General features: G+C 43.3%; 15 protein-coding genes and 1 other annotated feature. Of the genes, 6 read left to right on the forward strand and 9 right to left on the reverse strand.

Annotated features, from left to right (window positions below):
* Window position 1: 1 nt before the first annotated feature.
* Window positions 2-1,594, reverse strand: a complete 1,593-nt coding sequence (locus M4S28_RS03925) for a sodium:solute symporter (protein ID WP_249632339.1) — start codon at window positions 1,592-1,594, stop codon at window positions 2-4.
* A gap of 247 nt (window positions 1,595-1,841) precedes the next feature.
* Here M4S28_RS03925 and M4S28_RS03930 point away from each other — a divergent pair, with 247 nt between their 5' ends.
* The 4 genes from M4S28_RS03930 to tyrA all read left to right on the forward strand — a co-directional run bounded on the left by M4S28_RS03930 (window position 1,842) and on the right by tyrA (window position 6,256).
* The gene (locus M4S28_RS03930) at window positions 1,842-2,690 is read left to right on the forward strand and encodes a MurR/RpiR family transcriptional regulator (protein WP_249632340.1); all 849 of its coding nucleotides are present in this window, start codon (window positions 1,842-1,844) and stop codon (window positions 2,688-2,690) included.
* A gap of 11 nt (window positions 2,691-2,701) precedes the next feature.
* On the forward strand, window positions 2,702-3,691 hold the full coding sequence (gene nagZ, locus M4S28_RS03935) for a beta-N-acetylhexosaminidase (RefSeq protein ID WP_004735045.1): 990 nt from the start codon (window positions 2,702-2,704) through the stop codon (window positions 3,689-3,691).
* A gap of 246 nt (window positions 3,692-3,937) precedes the next feature.
* Window positions 3,938-5,011: a 3-deoxy-7-phosphoheptulonate synthase gene (locus M4S28_RS03940; protein ID WP_004735044.1), complete on the forward strand. Its 1,074-nt coding sequence runs from the start codon at window positions 3,938-3,940 to the stop codon at window positions 5,009-5,011.
* A gap of 117 nt (window positions 5,012-5,128) precedes the next feature.
* Entirely contained in the window at window positions 5,129-6,256 is a 1,128-nt protein-coding gene (tyrA, locus tag M4S28_RS03945; RefSeq protein WP_017084805.1) for a bifunctional chorismate mutase/prephenate dehydrogenase, read from the forward strand.
* A gap of 164 nt (window positions 6,257-6,420) precedes the next feature.
* Here the strand turns inward: tyrA and M4S28_RS03950 are convergent, their stop codons facing one another.
* The 3 genes from M4S28_RS03950 to ettA form a co-directional block, all read right to left on the reverse strand.
* Window positions 6,421-7,431: a M23 family metallopeptidase gene (locus M4S28_RS03950; protein WP_017091345.1), complete on the reverse strand. Its 1,011-nt coding sequence runs from the start codon at window positions 7,429-7,431 to the stop codon at window positions 6,421-6,423.
* Between the two features lie 48 nt (window positions 7,432-7,479).
* Window positions 7,480-7,848 (reverse strand): PilZ domain-containing protein, encoded by a 369-nt coding sequence (locus M4S28_RS03955; RefSeq protein WP_004735041.1) that lies wholly within the window; start codon window positions 7,846-7,848, stop codon window positions 7,480-7,482.
* Between the two features lie 90 nt (window positions 7,849-7,938).
* Window positions 7,939-9,606: an energy-dependent translational throttle protein EttA gene (gene ettA, locus M4S28_RS03960; protein ID WP_004735040.1), complete on the reverse strand. Its 1,668-nt coding sequence runs from the start codon at window positions 9,604-9,606 to the stop codon at window positions 7,939-7,941.
* Window positions 9,607-9,870: 264 nt separating this feature from the next.
* On the opposite strand from ettA, the gene sltY reads away from it, so the two are divergent.
* Window positions 9,871-11,820 carry a murein transglycosylase gene (gene sltY, locus M4S28_RS03965; protein ID WP_215920873.1) on the forward strand — a complete coding sequence of 650 codons (1,950 nt, stop codon included), beginning with the start codon at window positions 9,871-9,873 and terminating at the stop codon, window positions 11,818-11,820.
* A 172-nt stretch (window positions 11,821-11,992) separates the two neighbouring features.
* Window positions 11,993-12,286, forward strand: a complete 294-nt coding sequence (gene trpR / locus M4S28_RS03970; RefSeq protein ID WP_017077742.1) for a trp operon repressor — start codon at window positions 11,993-11,995, stop codon at window positions 12,284-12,286.
* A gap of 125 nt (window positions 12,287-12,411) precedes the next feature.
* On the opposite strand, the gene yjjX is transcribed toward trpR, so the two are convergent.
* From yjjX to M4S28_RS03995, 5 genes are all read right to left on the reverse strand, one after another.
* Window positions 12,412-12,933, reverse strand: a complete 522-nt coding sequence (yjjX, locus tag M4S28_RS03975) for an inosine/xanthosine triphosphatase (RefSeq protein ID WP_249632341.1) — start codon at window positions 12,931-12,933, stop codon at window positions 12,412-12,414.
* Complete coding sequence (locus M4S28_RS03980; protein ID WP_249632342.1) at window positions 12,896-15,274, reverse strand: putative bifunctional diguanylate cyclase/phosphodiesterase; 2,379 nt, start codon at window positions 15,272-15,274, stop codon at window positions 12,896-12,898. Before M4S28_RS03980 ends, yjjX begins: the two co-directional genes overlap by 38 nt.
* A 453-nt stretch (window positions 15,275-15,727) precedes the next feature.
* Window positions 15,728-16,903 (reverse strand): prephenate dehydratase, encoded by a 1,176-nt coding sequence (pheA, locus tag M4S28_RS03985; protein WP_102501035.1) that lies wholly within the window; start codon window positions 16,901-16,903, stop codon window positions 15,728-15,730.
* A gap of 12 nt (window positions 16,904-16,915) precedes the next feature.
* Window positions 16,916-17,037: a sequence feature (Phe leader region), on the reverse strand.
* A gap of 110 nt (window positions 17,038-17,147) precedes the next feature.
* Entirely contained in the window at window positions 17,148-17,483 is a 336-nt protein-coding gene (gene hpf / locus M4S28_RS03990) for a ribosome hibernation-promoting factor, HPF/YfiA family (RefSeq protein WP_004735034.1), read from the reverse strand.
* A 440-nt stretch (window positions 17,484-17,923) separates the two neighbouring features.
* On the reverse strand, window positions 17,924-19,348 hold the full coding sequence (locus M4S28_RS03995) for a transporter substrate-binding domain-containing protein (RefSeq protein WP_017077745.1): 1,425 nt from the start codon (window positions 19,346-19,348) through the stop codon (window positions 17,924-17,926).
* Window positions 19,349-19,465: the final 117 nt, after the last annotated feature.

Genomic DNA, 19,465 nt, shown 5'->3' on the forward strand with positions numbered 1-19,465 from the left:
ACTAGACCGTTTGTAGCTTGTTGACTTCTTGAGTCTGTTTTTTACCTGCTAGACAGACAACCAACGAGACCAAGGTACCAATACATAATTGATAAGGGAAAGCCAATCGAACACCAACCCAGTCAGCGTTAATCACGCCCATCACGCTATCCCACACGTAAGCCTGCATCAGCAATGTCGTGAAGAAACCGGCGATAAGGGCTAGAGCAACCGAGGTTTCGTTGCCACGTTCAGTAAAGATTGCAGTGAAGTACACGCCCAGTAAACCAGTGTAAGCAAACACCATCACACTCAGTGCAAATGATAACAATGGCATGTCGGTGTATTGCTGCCAGTAGTAACACAAGATGCCCATGCTACCCAGAGCGACTGCTGCTACAGCCATACCAACGCGTCCAGCTTTCACGTAATGGAAGTCATCTTGCTCTCCTTCTCGTGCTTCTAACCAAGGCTTGTAAATATCTTGCACCGCAACCGAAGACATAGAGTTTAAGCCCGAGTTTAACGTTGAAAGCGCTGCTGCAACGACCCCAACAGTCACTAAGCCTCGAAGACCTGCTGGCATTTCATTTAGCACGTAGTACATGAAGATCGTTACGTTTTCGCCATTAAAGTTTTGCACGACTTCTTTGCCTTCCACACCCATTAGCTCAGGTTTTTGGTAGAAGACATACAAGAGTAGGCCAATAGACATGAATACGAGTACAACTGGAATCGAAAAAATGATTGAGTTGATCATCGCCTTTGAACCTTGTTTGGCATCTTTACACGTCAACACACGTTGAGTCATGTCTTGATCAAGACCAAATGCACCAATGTTCAACAGGACAAAACCAGTGATACATGCCCAGAAACTAAAGGTGCCAGCAGGGCTAAAGTCGAGAGTGAAATCGAGTAAGGTCAGCTTAGAAGATTGGCCTTCGCCAGGGTTTGCTAGTACTTGAGCTATTTGGCTGAAGTCGGCTGGAATTTGCCTCAGTAAATAGATGATTACAGCAATGGCTGCGCCGACATAAACCACAAGTTGAATTAGGTCACTCCAGATAACCGAACGAATGCCACCCATGTAAGTATAAGCAAGGCCGATGGCTACTAAAATGACAACCGAAGTCACCACGCTGCTAGGGTCAATATTGGTAAACAGAATCATCGAGACTGCAATCGCTGCCATGTAGAGGCGGGCACCTGAAGCGAACACTCGGCCGACTAAATACATCACGCCTGCACGCTGTTTGGTTTTCTCGCCAAAGCGCACTTTCAGTAGTTCATAAACGGTTGATACTTTGTTTTGGTAGAAGCGAGGGATAAGTACCAAGGCAACGAAGATGGCACCAATAATACCGCCAATGTTGGTTGCTAAGTAGGTTAAGTCACCACGGTAGCTAGATTCTGGCCCGCCTAAGAACGTCGCTGCAGATTGTGATGTCGCGAGCACCGAGATAGCCACGACCCACATTGGCATCGAATTACCACCTAAGAAATAGTCTTTAGTGCTCGTTATTTTTGTTCGGCTGAAGTGCCAACCTGTAAAAGCAATGATGGCGAAATATATCGCAAATACGGCCCAGTCCAGTGAGGTAAATAGTGAATTCATAGCAGCTCCGTAGCATGAATAGGGTAGAGGGTACTTATAATTATTTTTTCAGAATGTCAGTTTGAATAATGAGTTTCAAAATCTATTCCTTGGTGGAATAGTGACCAATGATTTTCTTTGACCATGCTCCCAGAAGGCTGTGTTAGCTATTCCATATGGGAGGATTCGAAGGAATAATTATTCCAATGAAAATACAAAACTCGTTATGATAACGAAGAACTGGTAGAGGTAAGGGGAAGGGCATTTAGTGAAAGGCATTGCGAAAGTAAAAGCGCTGTTACCCAAGTTGTCTCCATCTGATGCGCTGGTGGCGCGATATGTTCTTGATCACCCACAACAGTTGAAGCAACTATCTTCGCCCGAGTTGGCCAAAGCGGCCGGGGTGAGTCAGTCAACGATAGTGAAGTTTAGTCAGAAGCTTGGTTATAAAGGGTTTTCAGAAATGAAGGTCAAACTCTACCAAAGCGACATGACTTATCAGCCGGTATCTCAACGTGGCATACATGGCACGATCACGCGTAAAGATCCGCCCGACATAGTGATGGACAAACTTCTTGCAAGCAAAACACAATCGCTTGAGCGCACTGTGTTATTAAACGAAGGTGAGCAGCTAAACCATGCCGCAGATGTTTTGCATCTTGCGCGTAAGGTGCAGATCTCAGGCGTAGGTGCTTCATCTTTGGTGGCGAAAGACCTTGCTTATAAGCTGATGAAAATTGGTCATGCTGTCAATGCAGAGCAGGACGCCCATATTCAAATTGCCAATGCCGCTTCTCTTTCTGAAAGTGATGTGTTGATTGCGATTTCTTATTCTGGAAACACCAGAGAAGTGGTGAAGGTTGCTCAGCTAGCCAGATCGAAAAAGGCCAAGGTGATAGTGATTAGTCAGTTATCGCCTTCTGCTTTAGACAAATACGCTGATATTAAGTTGATATCAGCAGCCGACGAAAATCATATTCGCAGTTCATCTATCACAGCTCGTGATAGCCAACTTTTTATTACTGACTTGTTGTTCATTGCGTTAACTCAGCAGGAAGAGCAAGCAGACCAATTAATTGAACAAAGCAAATCTGCAGTAGCAGAATTTAAGCAATAGAAGGATATTGTATGGGACCGTTGTGGGTAGATGTTGCGGGCTATGAGCTAACAGCTGAAGACAGAGAAATTTTAGAGCATCCAACCGTTGGTGGTCTCATCTTATTTGCTAGAAACTACCACGATAGCAAACAGCTTTCGGCGTTAAACAAAGAGATCCGCAAGGTAGCGAAACGTCCTATTTTGATTGGTGTTGACCAAGAAGGTGGCCGAGTGCAGCGCTTCCGCGATGGATTTTCAATTATCCCTGCCGCTCAAGAATTCGCGACTAAGAATAATGGTGAGCAGTTAGCAGAACAAGCCGGTTGGTTGATGGCAGCGGAATTGATTGCCCATGATATCGATCTGAGCTTTGCGCCTGTATTAGATAAAGGTCACGACTGTAAAGCGATTGGTAGCCGAGCGTTTGGTGAAGATATTGATACCATCGTTCGCCACAGCAGTGCTTTTATTAAAGGCATGAAATCGGTTGGCATGGCGACAACAGGGAAGCACTTTCCTGGACATGGTGGCGTGATTGCTGACTCTCACTTAGAAACGCCTTACGATCCTAGAGACGACATATTTGAAACCGACATGGCCATCTTCAAGGCTCAAATTGAAGCTGGAATATTAGATGCGATGATGCCTGCGCACGTGGTTTTTTCGCACTATGATGATCAGCCAGCGAGTGGCTCTGAGTATTGGTTGCAGAAAGTATTGAAGCAACAGCTTGGATTTAAAGGCTTGGTGTTCTCTGATGACCTAACTATGGAAGGTGCTGCGATTATGGGTGGGCCAGCCGATAGAGCGAAGGCTGCTCTGAATGCGGGGTGTGACATGGTGTTGATGTGTAATAAGCGAGATGCACAAATTGAGGCTCTTGATCACTTAGCGATTCAAGAGGTGCCTTTAGCCAACTCATTGCTTAAAAAGCACAGCTTTGATTTATCGACGCTTCACTCGGATAGTCGATGGAAAAAGGCCTCAGAGCAAATTAAGCGAATGTTAAACGCTGGGTGATAAATAAACACTCTATAAGTTTGAAGAAGGCGATATGAGAAATATCGCCTTTTTTGTATGTGTGGGGCGCGGTTTAAACTGGTTTGTGTATCAGAGTGAATTAAAGAGAGTGTGTAAATTTTAATTTACAGTAAATGTTTTTCATTGTTTACACTTGCAATCGTTTTTGTAGCTGTTATTGTGTTTTTAAAGATTGCTAGCCCAAATGTAAATGTTGGGTGTAAAAATAAATATACAGGTTGAGTTATGCAGAAAAGTGAATTAAGCAATGTCAATATCATCGACGAACAGGTACTGATTACTCCAGAGGAGTTAAAAGCAAAACTGCCTTTGAGTGATAATGCTCGTCGTTTCATTCAAGAGTCTCGTGAAACTATAGCAAATATCATTCATAAGAAAGATCATCGCATGCTTGTAGTATGTGGCCCATGTTCTATCCATGATATTGAAGCTGCGAAAGAGTACGCGAAACGCTTAAAAGATTTATCTGAGCAGCTTAGCGACCAACTGTATATTGTAATGCGTGTTTACTTTGAGAAGCCTCGTACCACTGTTGGTTGGAAAGGCTTGATCAATGACCCACATCTAGATGGTACGTTCGATATTGAGCATGGTCTGCATGTTGGTCGTGAGCTTTTAGTTGAGTTAGCTGAGATGGAAATCCCACTAGCGACCGAAGCGCTAGACCCAATCAGCCCACAATACTTAGCAGATACATTCAGCTGGGCTGCGATTGGCGCACGTACTACTGAATCACAAACCCACCGTGAAATGGCGAGTGGCCTTTCAATGCCAATCGGCTTTAAGAATGGTACAGACGGCAATCTAGGTACTGCAATCAATGCAATGCAGGCGGCTTCTTCTAGCCACCGTTTCATGGGTATCAGCCGTGAGGGTCAAGTTGCACTATTAACGACGCAAGGTAACCCAAATGGTCACGTAATTTTACGTGGCGGTAAGCAGACGAACTACGATTCAGTATCTGTACACGAATGTGAGCAAGAGCTGGGTAAGTCTGGCTTAGAGGCGGCACTAATGGTTGACTGTAGCCATGCGAACTCTCGTAAAGATTTCCGTCGCCAACCGCTGGTGGCTGAAGATGTCATCCATCAGATTCGTGAAGGTAATAAGTCGATTATCGGCCTGATGATTGAGAGCCATATTAACGAAGGAAACCAATCTTCAGATATACCTCTCAATGAGATGAAATACGGTGTATCTATTACCGACGCGTGTATCAATTGGGATTCAACTGAGGCACTATTGAAACATGCACATACGGAATTAGTCCCGTTCTTAGAGAACCGCTTGAAAGGTTAGTCAGAGTTTAAATTTAAGTGCCTCATCTAATGGGGCATTTTCAGATCTGTTGCTAACGAACCTGCATCAGTGCAGGCTTATAGATTAGTACGGGCTTATAGATTAGTAAGGAATAAAATGGCCGTTGAACTGAACGAATTACGCGACCAAATCGATGCTGTCGATAAACAAATGTTGGATTTACTCGCTCAACGACTGGCTCTAGTAGAGAAAGTCGGAGAAGTAAAAAGTGAACATGGTTTACCTATTTATGTACCAGAGCGCGAAGCCGCGATGTTGGCATCTCGTCGTCAAGAAGCCGAGAAAATAGGGGTTCCGCCACAGTTAATCGAAGATATTTTGCGTCGTACTATGCGTGAGTCTTATGCCAGTGAGAAAGATTCTGGTTTTAAGTGCCTTAACCCAGAGTTGCGTTCAGTGGTTATCGTTGGTGGTAATGGCCAGCTTGGTGGTCTGTTTGGACGTATGTTCAAGCTTTCTGGTTACGAAGTTAAAATCCTTGGCAGCCAAGATTGGGATAGAGCCGACGAGATTTTAGATAATGCTGGCCTTGTAGTTGTAACGGTTCCAATTCACCTGACAGAAGGTGTGATTGCGAAGCTGGGTAATCTACCAAGCGATTGTATTCTTTGTGATTTGACGTCGATTAAATCAAAGCCTCTACAAGCAATGATGAACATGCACCAAGGCCCAGTGGTTGGGTTACACCCAATGTTTGGTCCTGATGTTCCAAGCCTTGCGAAACAAGTGATTGTTTACAGTGATGGGCGTGGCTCTGAAAGCTACCAATGGTTACTGAATCAATTTGGTATTTGGGGCGCGAGCCTTTGCCAGATGGATGCTGCTGAACACGACCATGGCATGACTCTGATTCAAGCACTACGCCACTTCACCTCTTTTGCTTACGGCTTGCACCTAAGTAAAGAGAACCCGAACATTGATCAGCTTCTGAAGCTAAGCTCGCCAATCTACCGACTTGAGATTGCGATGGTTGGTCGTCTGTTCGCTCAAGACCCGAACTTGTACGGTGATATCATTCTTTCTTCAGATGAGAACATTGAGATGATTCGACGTTTCCATAGTCGTTTCGGTGAAGCATTAGAAATTTTGGATGGGAAAGATAAAGCCAAATTCGTTGATAGCTTTAATCAAGTCAGTGATTGGTTTGGCGACTACTCGCAGCAGTTCTTGCAAGAGAGCCAAAATCTTTTAAAGCAAGCGCATGACTCGATTCATCGTGGCTAATTACGATTTGAAATCATAAAAAAGAGCGACCTGATGGTCGCTCTTTTTGTTTGTGCTGAACGCTATGAAAGCATTTGGCTTACAGTAGGCTAAAAGCAGTTAGATCATCATAGGCCAAACCAACTGGCCCTAATAATCAATAGCTAATAACCAACAGCTAATAACTAGTTAGTCGTGATAGGTTTTTTACTCTCTTCACTCGATACGGTGTCGATGGTCGAGCTAATGTAAGGCACATTCGTCAGGTTGATTTGCAAGCGAACCACATTATCAATCAGTTGAACCAGTGGACCCCACTTAACCTTTTTCTCTTTCTCGAACACGTAGTTGAAGTTCTCCGGTGTCCAATCCATCAAGTATTGAGGGTTCAGTGAACGACCAAGGAAGCGTACTTCATAATGCAAGTGTGGCCCGGTTGAGTTACCTGAGTTACCACAACTCGCAATCACATCACCTTTACTCACAAACTGACCGCTGCGAACTTTGAATTTTTGTAGGTGCGCGTAAGAACTCATGAAGCCGAACGAGTGACGCATAGTAATAAAGTTACCGAAGCCTTTTTTACTTGGGCGTACCGTTTCAATGACTCCATCTGCGGGCGCTACAATATCTTCACCACGCTTACACGTCAGGTCGATACCAGTGTGTACATGGCGTTTACCTGAAATAGGGTTAGTGCGGCTACCATAAGAAGAAGATATACGTTGATAAGCCATAGGACTGTCGTTTGGAATCAAGCGAAACATCGTGGCTCTTACTGCTGAATCTACCGCAGCCGCATCAATGCGATCTTCTAAAGAGACATCATCGGTAAGCAGTTCTTCATCAGCAAGACCCAGCACGGATTCAACATCGAATACACGCTTACCAAGCAGTTGAATGGTGCCTTCTTTTTCTGTCAGTGTTTGCGATAGCGAATGGTTGGTTTCTACCTGCTCAGCGTAAAGAAACTCGGTTTGCTCTTTTTCAACAATCAGCGTTTCAATCAACTGTTGTGCATCGCCTGCTTGCATCGCGAGCTCTTGTTTACCTTCGAAGTGCATGTATGCAGCTCCGCCAATTAACAGTGGCACTGAAAAAATGGCAGTGGTGCACATGAGCACGGCTTTTCGGCCGAAGTAAAACGTCTGTTCCCCTTGGTTAGAGGGAATAGTAATGGAAATTTTTTTAGACATGGTTCTGTATTAACTAAATGCTTCTAATAGAAAAAGGTAATGGAGATATTATTCCTTACCCAAATCGGTAAGGTGTTCAATCTCTCTGTAAAGCAGTTCATCGTCGCCGACATTAAGCTCAACAAGGCGCTTAAGGTGGCTAATACTATCAATATCTAAATGCTCTATGCGTAAACGCATTGAGGTATTGATGGTAGAGACTATCGTTGCTTCTAACTGAATATTGATATCACTGTTGGTGAGCTTAAAGCTGACTTGAACAGGAGCATCGTGGCTGAGTTGCTGCCATTTATCACACTGAATGAGTAAACCATGAAGAGATAAGTCTTGCACCGAGCCTGATACATTTACTTGTCCTTGTGAGATCTCAGTCGGGACTTGATAAATAACTCGTGAAAATTGACGTCTTTCAAGCATAGGTAATTTCTCTATATCAATAGGTAAATAGTAAGCCAGATATATCAAAGGCCGCTATTATCGCGGCCTTTGTTCAAAATACAAGCTAATTTACTTAGCAATACGCTTGTACTTGATACGGTGCGGTTCAGCCGCTTGTGCGCCCAGAGTCTTTTTCAGCCACTCTGTGTATTCAGTATAGTTACCTTCGTAGAAGTTAACTTGACCTTCATCACGGTAGTCTAAGATATGGGTCGCAATACGGTCAAGGAACCAACGGTCATGCGAGATAACCATTGCACAGCCAGGGAACTCAAGCAGCGCTTCTTCAAGTGCACGTAGAGTTTCGACATCAAGGTCATTGGTTGGTTCATCGAGTAGCAGTACGTTGCCGCCCGCTTTCAGCAGTTTCGCAAGGTGAACACGGTTACGTTCACCACCAGAAAGCTGACCGATGATTTTCTGTTGGTCGTTGCCTTTGAAGTTGAAACGAGAACAGTAAGCACGTGCAGGGATTTCGAAGTTGTTGATCTTAATGATATCAGCGCCTTCAGAGATCTCTTGGAATACTGTTTTGGTGTCGTCCATGCTGTCACGGAACTGATCAACAGAAGCAAGCTTAACCGTTTCGCCTAATTCAACTGAACCTGAATCTGGCTGTTCTGCGCCGCTTAGCATCTTGAATAGTGTTGATTTACCTGCACCGTTGGCACCTACGATACCCACAATAGCGCCTTTAGGCATGCTGAATGATAGGTCATCGATAAGAACGCGATCACCAAATGACTTCGTTAGGTTCTTAACTTCAAGTACCTTGTCACCTAAACGCTCACCTGGCGGGATGAACAGTTCGTTGGTTTCGTTACGCTTCTGGTATTGGCCAGTTGTGAGTTCTTCAAAACGAGCCATACGAGCTTTAGACTTCGCCTGACGGCCTTTAGGATTCTGACGAACCCACTCAAGTTCTTTCTCAATAGTCTTTTGACGTGCGCTTTCGCCTGATTTCTCTTGCTTCAGACGCTCATCTTTCTGCTCTAGCCAAGATGTGTAGTTACCTTCCCATGGAATACCTTCACCACGGTCAAGCTCAAGAATCCAACCAGCAGCGTTGTCTAGGAAGTAACGGTCGTGGGTAATTGCCACAACAGTACCGCTGTAATCAACAAGGAAGTGCTCAAGCCAAGCGACTGATTCTGCATCCAAGTGGTTAGTTGGTTCATCAAGAAGCAGCATGTCTGGCTTCTCTAGAAGTAGACGACAGATCGCAACACGACGACGTTCACCACCGGATAGGAGTTCGATTTTCGCATCCCACTCAGGAAGACGAAGTGCGTCAGCTGCGCGCTCTAGAGCTGTCTCTAGGTTGTGGCCGTCTTTCGCTTGGATCAGAGCTTCAAGCTCGCCTTGTTCTTTAGCAAGAGCGTCAAAATCTGCATCTGGTTCAGCGTAAGCTGCATATACTGCATCGATACGCTTAAGTGCGTCTGCAACATCAGAAACCGCTTCTTCTACGATTTCACGCACTGTTTTTGATTCGTCTAGTACAGGCTCTTGCGGTAGGTAACCGACTTTAAGACCTTGTTGTGCACGAGCTTCACCATCAATATCAGTATCAATACCAGCCATGATACGTAGTAGGGTAGATTTACCTGAACCATTTAGACCCAAAACACCGATTTTAGCGCCAGGAAAAAAGCTAAGAGAAATGTCTTTAAGAATTTGACGCTTAGGTGGAACAGTTTTGCTCACCCGAGACATGGTATATACGTATTCAGCCATTGCCGATCGATCCTAATTTATTGTTCAAAATTGTCGTCTATTTTATACCAATATCCCCAAAGATGTTACTCCTAGGGCAGAAAAGCCATTCTTGAACTAATCCTTACTTATTATTGTCACATTAGTTATTAAAACTATATTTAATATGCTTCTGAGGCGAAGTGTTAAATATTAATAATATTTACACTCAAACTCTTTACATTTGATGTGATGTCGGGCGTAAATAGACTTCACGTATTCATACACGCACTAAGGAAAGAGCGAATGTTTTTCCGCATTGGTAATACGAAAATTGCTGTGGCTGCATCGGCAATTTTGTCTTCATTTTCACTGGCTCCGATGGCTATGGCTAGCAATGCCTCCGAGCTTGAAATGCAGCGTGATGTTTATGACAGAGCGCAAGAGGTTTTAGACAACCGTGATCTAGAAGCTTACTCTGCGCTACGTAACAAAATTCAAACATATCCGTTAACGCCTTACACTGATTATCGCGCCTTCTTATTAGGCTTAGGTGATCGCACACCTGCTGAAGTGGATGCCTTTATTGAAGAGAATAAAGCCCTACCATTTTCGAACCGTATGCGTGCGCCTTATTTAGATTTATTGGCGGCTCAAAAACAGTGGAAGACGATCCTTGAGTTTCAAACCAAAGAGCCTGTTGGTGAAAAATATCAATGTATCTACTACCGTGCGAATTATGAGCAAGGAAACAAAGAGCTCGCCTTCAAAGGTGCGAAACAGCTTTGGTTGAGTGGCAGTGGTGTCGATGATAGCTGTGATCCGCTCTTCGAAAGTTGGGATGAAGCGGGTTTAAGAACGGATGAGCTGATATTACAGCGAATGCTATTGGCGTTTGATAAACGAAACGGCAAGTTAATGACCTATCTGATCAAGCAATTGGATCATGATGAGTCAATTGCTCAAGCTAAGCAGATGAAGGCGTTGTACAACAAGCCTGAAAATGTACTCGCGTTTGCTAAGAAGCACCCAGCGAATGAATTCTACCAAGCTCAAACCGAATTTGGTTTTAAGAAGCTCGCAAGGAAATCAGCAAGCAGCGCTCAAGAGGTTTTTGATGATGTTGTGAAAGCTCAAAAGTTTTCGAAAGAAAAATCCCAAGAGCTAGCGGATTACTTAACGTTCCGCTTGATCAATACCGACTCTGAAGAGTTGATGGCGTGGCGAGACAAAATGCTCGCGAGTTCATCAAAGCAAGTCTTGTTGGAAAGACGTGCTCGCTTAGCGATTCAGCATGCAGATTGGACAGGCTTGAAAGAGTGGATTGCGCGCTTAGATGATAAGCATCAGGCTTCGCTTCGCTGGCAGTATTGGCAAGGTAGAGCAGAGATAGCACTCGGTGATACTGCTAAGGGTAACAAACGACTGTCAGATATCTTGGGCCAGCGTAATTTCTACAGTGTGGCTGCGGCTAAGCAGTTAGGTAAGCCAGTTCAGTACCCAACATCGACACTCAAATACAACGCTGAAACAGTAAAGCCATTTGAGACTTCTTTGGTTCGAATCAGCGAGCTGATTGATCGAGATAAAATTGCGGCAGCGAAGAGTGAATGGCGTTGGTTGTTAACCAATGCTGATAAAGATCAGAAATCAATGCTCGCAGCTCATGCTGCGACGCAGCGTTGGAACCACTTTACAGTGACAGCGAGCATCTCTGCTAAGATGTGGGACAACATAGACCTACGCTTCCCTGTTGCTCATAAGTGGTGGTTTAACTTCTACGCCGAAAAGCACGATATAGACCCGATTACCTTAATGTCTTTAGCGAGACAAGAGAGTGCGATGGATTCAGAAGCTCGCTCTCCAGTTGGCGCGCGTGGCATCATGCAAATTATGCCAAAGACGGCGCAATATACGGCGAACAAACATAAGATTAAATATCAGGGCAGCGATGATCTTTATGATGTCGGCAAGAACATTGAGATTGGCAGCCACTATCTAGATGGCCTATTAGCTCAATATGATAACAACCGTATTTTTGCATTTGCTGCTTATAATGCAGGCCCGAGTCGTGTGAAACAATGGCGTTCACGCAGCGATGAAAAGCTCGATGCATTTGCTTTTATCGAAATGATTCCATTCAAAGAGACTCGTGGCTATGTTCAGAATATCTTGATGTTTGAGACCTACTATCGAGATATCTTGGGCGAGAAAGGGATGTTTTTAGCGCCCCATGAGGCCGAAACGAAATACTAGGGGTTCGGTACTTTCTCTGAAACTGAGTAATATTAAAGGCAGTGAGTGCGAACCAGTTCCACTTGCTGCCTTTTTACATTGGATCAAAGCAAGTGTTTCGGTATAAAGTGTTAAACGCTTTCAATCATTAAGCGGCTACTTCAAGCCAAAATTTAAAAGTAAGTGTAGAGATATGGCATCACAACCTGAATATGAGAATTGGCAACAACTAATGGATTTGGTAAAAACAGCGGCTGAGAAAGATCAGCATGAACTGTTGTTGACCATGATGATGACACCTGATGAGCGAGATGCTTTGGTCGCTCGAGTCAATATTCTTTGTGAACTCATGAAAGGGGACATGTCACAAAGACAGGTGAGCCAAATGTTAGGTGTGGGTGTGGCTACGATCACGCGAGGCTCTAATGAGCTAAAGGCTAAATCTGAGCAAGAGAAAGCGGCAATTGTAGAGCTGTTACTCAAGTAAGCATTTAAACAGTAAGCCTTAAGAACTTGATAAAAACGCTAACCATAGGTTAGCGTTTTTTTGTTTTTATCCCGCTTAATGTTATTACCTCTAGAGAGGCGAAATATCGTGTTTCTTAAACAAGACTAAGCAGGGAAGTGCTTAGGGTTAACAAATGGGATCAGCGCTAGGATTAAAGCCTGGCTATATACAGAACTGCGAGATAGTTGGTTATGTGTCAATAAGCTAATCGCACCGCCTTTTTGTTTTATGTTGTCGGTGCCGAAGACTTCATCCATCACATCACCTAGCTCATTCGCATGCTGGAGTTTATCAAGCACAACGGGTGGCAGCATCAAGCTTGCAGATCGAGATTCTCCGCGCTGACCGTTTGCTTCAACGACCATCCAAGCAAATGTAACCTTTCCTTCTATTCCAGACTCTAATCCAACATAAAAATCCGCATCAGGTTGAGCTTGAGTTGCGTTGTGAACGCGATTTACCGCACCTTGATAGGTCTCGTCGTTGCTCATCGGTTGATCGGAGACACCGCTAGGGACGCTGATGCCTTTGAAATCAAATTCAGTATCAGGAAAAGCAGATAAGAATGCACTTTTAACGGCGTTAATTTTAGCTGGGTTCAGCGATGCGATGATTACAGATTTCATGTGTTGGATTCTTTTTGTTATCGATTAAATTGAGTTGATGTTGTCGGTACCAATCACTCAGTTCTTCTAATGGCATAGGTTTACCGAAGTAATAGCCTTGCAGCATATCGCACTGTGCTTCTTGCAACCACTGATGCATGCTTTCAGTTTCGATGCCCTCGGCTGTGACCTTCTTACCCTGAGCATGACATAACCCGATAACCGGTTTCACTATGTTCTGATTATCGGTCTCAATTAAGGTGTCTAAAAAGGCTTTATCGAGCTTAATTTTTTGAGTTGGATACTGCACCAGTTGAGTGATGGAGGTGTAGCCAGATCCAAAGTCATCAATGGCTAATCGATATCCCATATCAGAGAGTTCGTTAAGCAGCGGAAAACCTTCAGAGTTTGAGTAAAAGGTTTCGGTAATTTCAAAATCAATCAAACTTGGCGGAATTCGATTTAAATCGGCGTGCTCTTTGATGAAGTCAGCAAGATCAGTCGTTTCAATCCCAGCAGAAGATAAGTTAATCGACAACTGAATTGCGTGATCAAACTGAGCCTGAAGTCGATGAAAAGAAGCAAATGCATTCTGAATGACCCACTGATCAACCTGATCGAATAATCCTGTTTGCTCGGCAATTGGAATGAATTCATCAGGTGGAACCAAGCCTAGTTGCTCCGAATTCCAACGTAATAACACCTCAACACCAATAACATGGGTTCCTGTTGAATCCATGTACGGCATATAAACGAGCCTAAATTCATCGTCAAAGTTCTTGTCTCTGAGTGCGCGTTCAATGTTTGCTTGGCGTTGAATCGCTTTGTCTAAATCTCGTGAATAGTCAGCAAATTGGTTTTTACCTGCGCGTTTGGCTTGGTACATCGCGGTATCAGCGTTCGACAGTAGCTTTTCGATGGAGTGGCCATCGTTGGGGTAGGTCGCAATACCAATACTGACCGTGATCGGAAAGCTCCCTGATTCTGTGATAAAGCCTTTTTGTAGTGGCGTCAGTAAGCTATCAGAGAATCTATGCGCGATATTCCCTTGGCGAGTAGGGGCGTTAATGTACACAACGAACTCGTCTCCAGAAAGTCGGGCTGGCATACAATGAGCGTCAAATTCTGTTTTATAGTGACTACAAATATCGGAAATACGCTGAGCAAAACTGACCAGAATGGAGTCGCCGATTTGATGCCCATATTTGTCGTTCACAAACTTGAAGTTATCTAGGTCAAAGTAGAGAACCCAGGTTTCGGTATTCGAGCTAGGCTTGGGTAATGATTGCTGAACGAAGGTTTGAAATTGATGCCTATTGGCTATTTGGGTTAATTGATCATTCTCGGCCAATAGTTTGGTCTGTTGGTAGGTGTTATCTAACTCTTGGTACATGTCATAAAAACGCTGTGATAGGCGGCCAAGCTCATCACGAGTGCCTAAACGTTCGATGTTCTTACGTTGTTTTTTCTCGACTTGCTGCAGTTGTCGGTCGAGTCGTGTTATTGGGGATATCACACTGCGAGACAAAAGCATGAGTAGCAGAGCAACCGTCACAAACGCGGATAGTGCAAAGGACAAACTCAGCTTATTCCAAATTGATTCGAGCTTGTTTTCCAATAGGAATGGCGCCGGGTCAACTGTGGCGTATAGTTCTGGTGCAAGCTTAACTGAGTGGGTGACATTATTTTCCAGAGAAACCGCTATAGATGTGAAGAATAAGCTGGTTTGGTAGTCGAACTCTATCTGTTTTCTCAGCGCATTAAATTTATCGAGAGAGACTGACACAACAACAAAGAACACATCGTCGGGGTGATTGTTTACGGTTGGGAAAATCGTTTTTTTGTCTACCTTCTCGTAGTGAACCAACATCCCTTCACCTTGAGAGTTTTGAATATAGTTGGTACTTGATGCTGCTAAGGTGTCTTGATAGTACTGATCCACAAAATCCAATATTTTGATGTCAATCTGAGTGCGTGAGTCGCTGTTATTATCAGCGTAATAACTCAATTTTCGCTGACTATTGAGAAGCGCTAACCCGGTATAGCTTTCATCGTCATCTTGCAAGAAGTGTATGGCTTCTCGAAGGTTACTAACCAGTTCAAGATCGCGAGATAGGTTTTGTTCAGTGAGAAAGTAACGCTTCACCATGTCACTTTGGGTCAAGGTGTAAGAGTAGCTATTTAGGAACGAGCGAGACTGTCGAAAGTATCCTGCCAACTTTTCCATGTTTAGCTGAAGTGCGTTGTCTTCGCGTTTGATAAAACTGCTTTTCTGCGTTGAATAAATAATATAGCTAGAAGCTGCGGTACTGATCAGTATCACAGGGGTTATCAGTAGTAAGATTTTAGTACTTAGCTTCATAGTTAATGACAACACTATTTATAATTTAAGCGCGTAAGTTTATGTTACTTAATACTTACTCGCTATTAATTACACGTAGTTCGATGATTTCCTGTGAAGGGGGTAAGGTTTTGTCTTTATTGATAAAAAAGCCACTAATGAGTTTTTTGTTAAGAAGGTGTTGAATGGTGTGGGTTAGAAGGCATGTACAGCCAGTGAAATAATCGAGTCATGTCTCAGGAATATGTAGTGTGAGTATTCCTGAGTACGAGTTATTCCACTAGCCGCAGGTTTTAGCATTTGGCCTACTGTAGGCCAAATGCTTATAGCAGATTTAAACTTATGCCAGCTTTAAACGTTTGTTCGTTAAAAACTTATGTTTGCCAAAAGCTTATGTTCACCAAAGCTTATATTCGCTGAAAACTTATGTTTGTTAAGAGCTTATGTTCGCTAAAAGTTTATGTTCGTTAAAAGCTATGACAACTTAACCTGCGTCGCTTTGATGTTCTCACTTGGATAACAACCCAACACTTTAAGATGACGAGTAATGGCAGTTAGTTCCGCTATCGCTTGCTGCATATTATCTGCATCCAAATGTGCTTCTAAATCAACGTAGAACATCTCTTCCCATGGGTTGCCCATGATAGGACGAGATTCCAGCTTAGTCATGTTGATCCCCAAGCGTTGGAGGATTAGTAGAGTTTCTACCAAAGAACCCGCCTCTTGAGAAGTCGACATGATCAGTGTCGTTTTGGCTGGGATTTGAGTTGATACTTCTACCGGTTTACGCGCCACAACGATGAAGCGAGTGTGGTTTTCAGTTTGGTTTGCAATGTTGCCTTGGATTGGCTGAAGCCCATAAAGCTTGCCGCTCGATGCATTGCCAATTGCTGCCACATCATCGCCCTCCAGATCTTTAACCTTCTTCATTGCATCAGCTGTACTTGCGCAAGACTCAAGGCTGACACCTTTAAGACGACTCAAAAACTCACTGCACTGTTGGTGAGGTTGTGGGTGTGAATAGAGGGTTTTGATGTCTTCTAAACGAATATCATTTTTCGCAACCAAGCAGTGTTCGATTGGTTGAGACAGTTCACCTACGATATAAAGCGTTGTGTGTTGCAGTAGGTCGTAGACCTCGTTGATTGAACCTGAGCTGGTGTTCTCAATCGGCAACACACCGTAATCTGCATGACCAGATTCCACCGTCGATGCCACTTCTTTGAAATGATTGCAGTTAAGCTCTATCAATTCCATATTCTTACGGCTGAAATATTCACGGCTAGCAAGATGAGAATATGATCCCTTAGAACCTAAGAATGCAACGCGAGCCAGAGGTTTACGGCTTTGCGGGTTCGCTAGGTTTTGTAAGTATGACTGCTGTAGTAAAACGGAATCTTCGATGATGGTGTGAAACAGTTTAGTAATGTACTGCGCATCAAGCTCATATTTATCTTTACCGTTGTTGATCAGCTTAACCAGAAGCTGCTGCTCACGAACGGCATCGCGTACAGGCTTTGATGTTTCTACCTTGCTTTTCGCAACTTCGATACTGAGTTTGCGACGTTCGGAAAGTAAACTCAGCAGTTCGTCATCTAAATCATTAAGACGAAGGCGGATATCATCCAGTGAAATTGAGCGGTCAGTCATAAATGTGTCCTTATAAAAAAGCCTCCCTAGTGTGGGAGGCTTCTTGTTCGTTTTTGACTTGTTTTTCTAAAACGACTCAGCCTCCGATTTACGGAAGAAAAAAGAAGTCAAAAATAAACAAAGATTGAGTGTGCATAAAAAGTGATTGTTTTATGAATGTTTAAACACAATAAGCAAGCGAGCTACGAGCGTCAAGCAAAAAAATAGCGCCCTGAGGCGCTATTTTTTAATCTGTTCTCTTTCCTTATTCTACTTCAGCTTCTAGCTCTTCGATTTCAGGCTTTTCAGCGCGGCGCGCTTCAGGTTTATGGCGTAGCTTGTTGAGTTGACGCTCTAGTTTTTGTTCTACTTCGTTGATAGCTACGTAGAGGTCGTCATGGATTGATGAAGCAACAAGTTGGCCTTTTGGTACGGTTAGAACCGCTTCAAATTTTTTCTTCTTGTTTGGTTCTTCACTAAAGCTCGCTTGGCAGCCAATGATGTCTACTTGCCATTTATCCAGCTTTTTAAATTTGCTTTCTATGTGATCACGGATTGCAGAGGTAATGTCGATGTTTTTACCAGTGATGTTCATTTTCATAGAAGTTTTCCTCTGTTGTATCCCTCATGGGTTAACTTCAGATTACGACTTTTAGGAATAAAGAATGTGATCTAGATCTTGTTTTGGTTGGGTGGGATAAGCATTAAAATCAAATGTGATCTCACGCAAGTCTTAGTATCTTTTTGGCGAAAAATGCTTGTTATCTCTATGAAAAACGATAACTTGGAGGCAAGGCTTCGCTAAAAATTAAACCAGTTTTTAGGGGCGTCTTACAGCTTATTGAAAGTGTTTGATTGAAATTTACTCAATAGTGTTTTGTGATGTAGATCTCGTGATATATATCGCTATATAAGCTTTCTCTGAATTTGATAAGCAAAAGCCGCATAAGTTTTCTTATGCGGCTTTTGTGTTTTTAATTTGCCTTAGTGCCTTAGTGCCTTAGTGCTTTAGCTCCCCTGGCTCTTAGGGTTGAAGACAAACTAATCGTTGGTTTTGAGTAGTCTGGCTGTCCCATTTTCTCGGATAGCATTGATAGCTTGTAACTGCTTATAGATTACAAAGTAACGGTTGATGTTGGCGACATAGGTCACCGGTTCTTTGCTCACGTATTTACGAGTGATGATTTCTACGTTTTTAAACCAGATGTTTGGGTTGTAACCTTTCTGCTTGGCAATGCGCCTCATCTTTCTGATCTTAGCAGGACCAGCGTTGTAAGAAGCCAAAGTGAAATAGATTTGGTTATCTGGCGTAATCGCAGGGTCGTCAAAATACCTGTCCTTAATGAAACGCATGTATTTCACGCCCGCATGGATGTTGTTATCCACCTTATGTATGTTTTTGATGTTGACGTTTTTGTCTTTGGCGGTACTTGGCAATACCTGCATCACACCAATAGCTCCACGGTGAGAAACCCGGCTTTGATCCAGTCCTGACTCTTGGAAACCTTGTGCAGACATCATCAAAGGGTCGAATTCGTATTGACTCGAATACTTTTCAAAAACATCTGACAGCTTAGCCACTCGGTCTATTTTATTTGGGTTGAGCGCTCTACCTAACCAGCGAGTGTTGTCGATGTATTTCTGATAGATAACATTTCCAAGTAGGGTACCTGTTCGTGCCGTCTTGACGTATTTGTTGATCTCTTTTTTTAGTTGAGGGCTGTTTTTTCTTAATGCCCACGCTATTTGGCCATTTTCACGTAAGGGTAAATCGTGATGGACCTGAATGTTTTCCATTACGTCAGTCCATAACTTTGCTTTATGGCTATCTAGGATTGTGCCTTGTATATAGCCTTGGTTGACCAACTCTATCAGCTCGTAGTCTTGTAATGACTCCTCAATAAAGTGGACATGCAGCGGTGGTAAGTCTAATTCATTCAGTTCTTTATTGACTCTTTGTACACTCTCGAAGTAACTCGAACTTGCACGGATCCAAACCTCTTTACCGCTCAGTTGCTTGATTTCGGTGATAGGGGCTGAATTCTTTCCTGTGATAATCAGTTCTTTTCCATCTTTAATCATTGGATCGGAAAAATCGATGATTCGTAATCGCTTGTCGGTGATCGTCAGGTTCGCGACAGCGACGTCTCCATAACCAGATTCTAATGAGGGAAGTAGATCATCTCGCTGCACTGGGATAATTTGAACATTAAGGTAGGGATGCTTCTTACGAAGGCTCTTCTCAAAGTGGTAGAGCATTTCAGCCACGATGCCTTTTGGTTTGCCATCCTCGATATAATAAAAACCAAGATCAGCAGACACGAGCACTCTAACCGTTCCTTTGGTTTTGAGCACATCTAAGTCACCCATGTAAGGCTCGTTGCTTAACGGGGACAGTTCTAATGCGTAGGATAATTGGCTAAATAGCGATATCCAGATAAATAATAACAACCTACTCACATCCACACTCCATGTTGATGTTTTGTTAAAAGTTATCTTTTGAAGATACCGTGTATTATGCGATTCATCAAGTTTACGAAATTAAGTTCAAAAAAAACGCGCTAATAAATTAGCGCGTTTTCG

Source organism: Vibrio sp. J383, assembly GCF_023503985.1.
GTDB lineage: Bacteria > Pseudomonadota > Gammaproteobacteria > Enterobacterales > Vibrionaceae > Vibrio > Vibrio splendidus.